5 protein-coding genes are annotated in these 6,922 nt (G+C 68.9%); 3 read left to right on the top strand and 2 right to left on the bottom strand.

From position 1 onward, the window contains the following. The 3 genes from ACOJSF_RS03680 to ACOJSF_RS03670 form a co-directional block, all read left to right on the top strand. A partial coding sequence (locus ACOJSF_RS03680) for a M3 family metallopeptidase (protein ID WP_420140874.1) occupies nt 1-562 on the top strand: 562 nt, incomplete at its 5' end. 95 nt (nt 563-657) lie between these two features. Continuing rightward, nucleotides 658-2,244, top strand: a complete 1,587-nt coding sequence (locus ACOJSF_RS03675; protein ID WP_420140873.1) for a carboxylesterase/lipase family protein — start codon at nt 658-660, stop codon at nt 2,242-2,244. Nucleotides 2,245-2,334: 90 nt separating this feature from the next. Next, on the top strand, nt 2,335-4,974 hold the full coding sequence (locus ACOJSF_RS03670) for a glycoside hydrolase family 3 C-terminal domain-containing protein (protein WP_420140872.1): 2,640 nt from the start codon (nt 2,335-2,337) through the stop codon (nt 4,972-4,974). An 18-nt stretch (nt 4,975-4,992) separates the two neighbouring features. Here ACOJSF_RS03670 and ACOJSF_RS03665 read toward each other — a convergent pair whose 3' ends face one another. Next, nucleotides 4,993-6,201 (bottom strand): ectonucleotide pyrophosphatase/phosphodiesterase, encoded by a 1,209-nt coding sequence (locus tag ACOJSF_RS03665; protein ID WP_420140871.1) that lies wholly within the window; start codon nt 6,199-6,201, stop codon nt 4,993-4,995. Nucleotides 6,202-6,245: 44 nt separating this feature from the next. After that, the coding region (locus tag ACOJSF_RS03660; protein ID WP_420140870.1) for a DUF933 domain-containing protein at nt 6,246-6,922 on the bottom strand (677 nt) is incomplete at its 5' end.

Below are 6,922 nucleotides of genomic sequence, written 5' to 3'. Positions count from 1 at the left end.
CGAGTTCCCGTCGCAGTTCAACGAACACTGGGCGCTCGATCCCAAAGTGCTGCCGCACTATGCCGTCAACTACCGCACCGGCGCGGTGATCCCGGCCGACCTGATCGAGAAGATCAAGCGCTCCGACAGCTACGGCAAGGGCCAGGGGCTGGGCGAGGTCGTGGCCGCCGCGATGCTCGACATGGATTGGCACAGCCTGCCCGCCGATGCGCCGAAGCAGAATGCCGACAGCTTCGAGGCGCAGAAGCTGGCGGCGATGGGGCTGGACACGAAGAACGTGCCGCCGCGCTATCGCTCCAGCTATTTCCTCCACATCTGGGGCAACGGCTATTCGGCGGGCTATTACGCCTATCTGTGGACGCAGATGCTGGAGAACGACGCCTATAAGTGGTTCGTCGAGCATGGCGGGATGACCCGCGCGAACGGCCAGCGCTTCCGCGATCTGGTGCTCTCGCGCGGCCACAGCATGGACTACGGGCCGATGTTCCGCGCCTTCTACGGCAAGGACCCGGATATCGGCCCGATGCTGGAGGATAACGGCCTGGCGCCCGCCACGCGCTGATCTTCCACCCCTCCTCCGCCTCGACTAAGGTCGGCGTCGCGCGCCGACCGACCGGGCCATAAGGGCCCGGGATCGGGGCGGAGGAGGGAAATGCCATGCGGTTGAGGGCGATGCGCGCGCCGGTCATCGGATTTGCGGCGATTGCGGCGGCGGCTCTGCCGGCCCGCGCGGCGGGGCCGCAGGTGCGCGTGGAGCAAGGCGTCGTCGAAGGGGAGGGGCCGGCAGAGGGATCGACCGTCTCGCGCTTCCTGGGCATTCCCTATGCCGCGCCGCCGGTGGGCGCGCTGCGCTGGCGTGCCCCGGAACCCGCCCCGGCCTGGCGGGGCGTCCGCAAGGCGCAGGCATTCGGCGACCGCTGCGTGCAGCCACGCCTGTGGGACGACCTGATCTACCGGTCGAAGGGGATGAGCGAGGACTGCCTGTCGCTCAACGTCTGGACCCCAACGGCCAAGCCGGCGTCGGGCGAGAAATGGCCGGTTCTGCTCTACATCTATGGTGGCGGTTACCTGGCGGGGGATTCATCCGAGCCGCGCTATGACGGCGCCAGCATGGCGGCGCGCGGCATGGTCGTCGTGTCGATGAACTACCGTCTCGGCGCGTTCGGGTTTCTGGCGCATCCGTGGCTGAGCGCGGAATCGGGACGCGGGGCGTCGGGGAATTACGGCCTGATGGATCAGGCGGCGGCGCTGCATTGGGTCCGCCGCAACATCGCGGCGTTCGGCGGCGATCCGGCGCGGATCACGATCGGCGGGGAATCGGCCGGATCGATGTCGGTCAGCGCGATGCTGGTGTCGCCGCTCACGCGCCAGCATATCGCAGGCGCCATCGCCGAGAGCGGGGCACTGATGACCCCGGTCACGCCGCTCAGCCTGCCGCAGGCGGAGGCGATCGGCCAGACCTTCCTCCAGGAAGCGAAGGCGGAAAACCTGCGCGACCTGCGCGCGCTTTCGGCGGAGCGGGTGATGGCGCTGCAGGGCAATGCCGCGATGCGGTTTGGCGCGATCGTCGACGGGCATTACCTGACCGAACAACCCAGCCAGACGTATGCGCGCGGGCAGGCGGCGCGCGTGCCGCTGCTGATCGGGTCCAACTCGCAGGAACTGGGATATGAGGCGGTGCTGGGCCGCGAACCGGCGACGGTCGCGGGCTATCGCGCCGCGCTCGCGCGCCTGTTCGGCTCGCGCGCGCCGCTGGTCGAGCGGCTCTATCCCGCCGGCAGCGATGCGCAGGTGCCGCACACCGCGACCGTGCTGTCGAGCGACCGTTTCCTGGGGCTCGCGACGTGGAAGCTGTTCGACCTCCATCGGCAGAGCGGGGCGCCGACCTATTATTATTACTATTCGCGCATCCGCCCGCCCGTCCGTGACCAGCCGGAGCGCGGGCCGCGTCCTTTGGGTGCGCTCCACAGCGCTGAAATCGAATATGCGCTGGGCAATCTCGACATCAATCCGCGCTATGCCTGGACGCCCGAGGACCGGCGGGTCTCGGCCACCATGCAGGGCTATTTCGCCAATTTCGTGCGCGCCGCCGATCCCAATGGCGCGGGCCTGCCGCGCTGGCCGCGCGCGGTGCCGGGCGACGGCATGATCCTGCGCCAGCATATCGATGTCGATACGCGGACGACGACCTTCGTCGAGCAGCAGCGCTACCGCGCGATGGAGCCGCTGATCCTCACGCGGTGAGGATCGGCTTGCCCTTTCCGGGCGCCTCGTCGTACCAGCACCCCGTCCGACGCTTCGTCCACAGGAGCGCGTCGTCAGGAGAGATCGACCGTGAAGACCCGCCGCGCCGCCGCCCGTCTCGCACTGTATGTTAGCGCTATCGCGCTTGGGCAGGCGGCCGCCGCCCAGATCTACAAGGATCCGTCGAAGCCGGTCGAGGATCGGGTCAACGACCTGATCGGGCGGATGACGCTGGAGGAGAAATCGGCGCAGCTCCAGAATGTCGCCCCGGGCATCGATCGGCTGGGCGTGCCGCCCTACGATTACTGGAACGAGGCGCTGCACGGCGTCGCGCGCGCCGGCGAGGCGACCGTCTTCCCGCAGGCGATCGCGATGGCCGCGACGTGGGACCGCGCGCTGATGAAGCGCGAGGGCGAGATCGTCGCGATCGAGGGGCGCGCCAAGTATAACCAGGCGCAGCGCGACCGGAATTACGAGCGCTATTACGGCCTCACCTTCTGGTCGCCCAACATCAACATCTTCCGCGATCCGCGCTGGGGCCGGGGGCAGGAGACGCTGGGCGAGGATCCCTATCTGTCGGGCACGCTCGGCACCGAATTCGTTCGCGGCGTGCAGGGCGACAATCCCAAATATCTTTCCGCGATCGCGACGCCCAAGCATTATGCGGTCCACAGCGGGCCGGAGCCGTTGCGCCACGGCTTCAACGTCGACGTCGCGCCGCGCGACCTGACCGAGACCTATCTGCCCGCCTTCCGCCGGACGATCACCGAGGGGCAGGCGCAGTCGATCATGTGCGCCTATAATGCGGTCGATGGCGAGCCGGCCTGCGCGAGCCCGACCCTGCTGCAGGACATCCTGCGCCGCGACTGGGGCTTCAAGGGCTTCGTCACGTCGGATTGCGGCGCGATCGACGACATCACCAGCGGGCACAAGTTCACGAAGACCGGCCCCGAGGGCGCGGCGCTGTCGATCAAGGCGGGCACCGACACGGGCTGCAACTTCAAGGACGAATATCTCGCTTTGCCCAAGGCGGTCGCGGCGGGCCACCTGACCGAGGCGGATGTCGATGCGGCGGTGCGCCGCCTGTTCACCGCGCGGATGCGGCTGGGCCTGTTCGATCCGCCGTCGATGGTGCCCTTCTCCGCCATTCCGATCAGCGCGAACCATTCGGCGGAGAACAAGGCGGTCGCGCTGCGCGCCGCGCGCGAGTCGATCGTCCTGCTGAAGAATGACGGGACGCTGCCGTTCAAGGCCAAGTCGCCGCGCGTCGCGGTGGTCGGGCCGACCGCCAATTCGCTGATCGTGCTGGAAGGCAATTATATGGGCACGCCGGTCGACCCGGTGCTGCCGATCGACGGGATGGAGCGGGCATTCGGCAAGGAGAATGTGACCTTCGCCCAAGGCGCGCCGTTCACCGAGGAGATGGCCGTGCCGGTGCCGCGCACAGCGTTCGGCGCGGCCGGCGTGACCGCGACTTTCTTCAACGGGCCCGATTTCGCCGGAGCGCCGGTCGCGACGCGCACCGTGCGCGAGATCGATGTCAATTTCGATAGCGTCGCGCCCGCGCCCGGCGTCGACAAGACCAGCTATTCGATCCGCTGGACGGGCACGATCACGCCGCCGGCGGCGGGCGCCTACAGCTTCGAGCTCGACACGCATCGCTGCGATCTGGGCGGCGGCAACGAGAGTTACGTCATCAAGATCGAGGGGCAGCCCGATTTCCCCTTCACCTCGTCCTGCTCGGGCCCCAATCGCGACAGCAAGGCGATGCAGGTGCGCTTCGCCGATATGCGCCCGCGCGCCTTCACGGTCGAGCTGTCGCACAAGCAGGGGCGTTCGGGCAGCGTGACGCTGTCGTGGAAGGCGCCGCTCGCGGCGCTTCGCGCCGAGGCGGTCCAGGCCGCGCGCAATGCCGACGTGGTGGTCGCGTTCGTCGGCCTCAACGCCTGGCTGGAGGGCGAGGAGATGCCGCTCAAGGTGCCGGGCTTCGTCGGCGGCGACCGCACGCATATCGAGCTGCCGTCCGCGCAGCTGCAACTGATCGACGCGCTCGCCGCGACCGGCAAGCCGGTGGTGATCGTCATGCAGTCGGGATCGGCGATCGCGCTCGGCCAGCGCGGGCAGAAGGCGCGCGCGATCCTCCAGGCCTGGTATCCGGGCGAGCAGGGCGGGCAGGCGATCGCCGACGTGCTGCGCGGTGTGTATAATCCCAGCGGGCGCCTGCCGGTGACCTTCTACCGTTCGACCGCCGAGCTGCCGCCGTTCGAGAGCTATGGCATGGCGAACCGGACCTACCGCTATTTCAGCGGGACGCCCGAATATGCGTTCGGCCATGGCCTGAGCTACACCAAGTTCGAATATTCGGACCTGAAGGTATCGACCCCCAACGTCGCCGCCGGCGCGCCGCAGATGGTGAGCGTCCGCATCCGCAATGCGGGCAAAGTCGAGGGCGAGGAAGTGGCGCAGCTCTATCTGTCCGCCTCGGGCTATCCGGGCGCGCCGGCCAAGTCGCTCAAGGGGTTCGACCGCGTCCGTCTGGCGCCGGGGCAGGCCAAGACCGTGACGTTCGAGCTTACGCCGCGCGACATGGCATTTGCCGACGAGAAGGGCATGATGCGGCTCGTGCCGTCGAGCTATCGCGTGTGGGTCGGCGGCGGCCAGCCGGGCACCGGCGCGCCGGGCGCGACGCAGGTCTTCACGCTGGACGGCACGCTGGCGCTGCCGCGCTGAGGTCCACCGCGCCGTTCCTCAGCGCCGCAGCACGCCGCGAAAGGGCGCGTCGGTGCCGTCCACGTCGGATGCGGGCGGCAGGCCGATCAGGTCGCGCAGCAGCGGATAGACATCGACATTGTCGAACGTCGGCACACGGCGGCCGCCGGCGAAGGCCGGTCCGTTGGCGATGAACAGCGCGCGCATCGAGGGGAGGTCGTTGTCGTAGCCATGGCTGCCCAGGTCGACCGCCTTGGGCGGGTCGGCATAGGCCAGCCATCCCTCGTCGGGCAGGCAGAAGATCGGGGGCATGCGGACATTGCGGCCGTAGCGGAAACGGGCGGGGATGCGATCGGGCGTCCAGCAGGAGAGATGCGGGTGACGTCCAAGCAGCGCCCGTGCGACCGTTTCCTCGCGTCCGGGCTTGGGGAAAACCGACAAGATGGCGCCTTCCTCGGCGATGTCGTAATCGGCGCGCGCGACGTAGCGGTCGAGCATCACGACGCGGTCGGGGCTGGTCAACGCCATGCCGTGATCCGAGACGATGATGAGGTTGGCGGGTTCGCCCATCGCGGCTAGGCGGTCGCGCAGGGTGCCGATCGCGCTGTCGATCTCGGCGATTGCGGCATTGCCCTCGGCGCTGCCGACGCCGTGGCGATGCGTGTCTTCATCCACGCGATCGAAATAGAGCGCCACGAAGCGCGGCCGCGCGGCTTCCGGCTGGCCGATCCACGCCAGCACCCGTTCGACCCGGGCGCGCGTGGGCATCGCCTTGTCATAGGGAAGCCAATCGCGCGGCTGGATGCCCTGCCAGGGCGCCTGCGCGCCAGGCCAGAACAGCGAGGCGGTGCGGATGCCCGCGCGTTCGGCCGCGACCCAGATCGGCTCGCCGCCGCGCCACCAGAAGGGATCGGCGGTGTTCTGCATCGTGAACAGCTCGCCGGGCCGCGCGGGATCGCGCATCTTGTTGCCGACGATGCCATGGCGATCGGGCCGCAGCCCGGTCACCAGCGTATAATGGTTGGGATAGGTCTTGGTCGGGAAGGACGGCCGCATCGCCGCCCAGACGCCGCCCGCCGCCAGCGCATCGAGGTTCGGCGTGCGCCCCCGATGCAGATAATCCGGGCGGAAGGCGTCGATCGAGATCAGGATCGTGACCGGCGGCCGCGCCGGGCGCGGGGCCGGGGCAGGCGCCCGCACCCCGCACGCGGACAACAGAAGGACGAGCGGAAGAAGAAGCCAGCGCATCGTCGCAGCGTTGCCCGCCACCCGTGACGATCCCGCGACGCGCGTCAGACGTTGAAGCGGAACAGCATCACGTCGCCGTCCTTGACGACATACTCCTTGCCCTCGGAGCGGAGCTTGCCCGCATCGCGCGCGCCCGCCTCGCCCTTGAAGGCGACATAATCGTCGAACGCGATCGTCTCGGCGCGGATGAAGCCGCGTTCGAAATCGGAATGGATCGCGCCCGCCGCCTGCGGCGCCTTCGATCCGGTCTCGACCGTCCAGGCGCGTGCTTCCTTCGGCCCGACGGTGAAGAAGGTGAGCAGGCGGAGCAGTTCGTAGCCGGCCCGGATGACGCGGGCGAGGCCGGTCTCGTTCAGCCCCAGCTCGGCGAGGAATTCGGCGCGGTCCTCGGGCGGGAGCGTCACGATCTCCGCCTCGATCGCGGCGGACACGACCACCGCCTTGGCACCCTCGGCCGCCGCCTTTTCGAACACGCGCGCCGACAGCGCATTGCCCGCAGCCGCCGAGCCCTCGTCGACGTTGCAGACGTAGAGGACGGGTTTGGCGGTGATGAGCTGCGCCTGTTCGAACTGGCGGCGTTCGTCTTCATCCTTCGGCTGGGTCAGGCGCGCGGGCTTGCCGTCGCGCAGCAGGTCGAGCGCCTGGCCGAGAACGGATGCGGCGGCCTTCGCCTCCTTGTCGCCTTGCGTCGCCTTCTTGGCGAGGTTGGGAACGCGCTTCT

This window comes from Sphingomonas sp. (assembly GCF_048594985.1).
In the GTDB taxonomy this organism is placed as follows: Bacteria; Pseudomonadota; Alphaproteobacteria; order Sphingomonadales; family Sphingomonadaceae; genus Sphingomonas_I.
The sequence above is the reverse complement of the archived record's forward strand: the minus strand, read 5'-3'. Positions and strand labels throughout refer to the sequence as shown.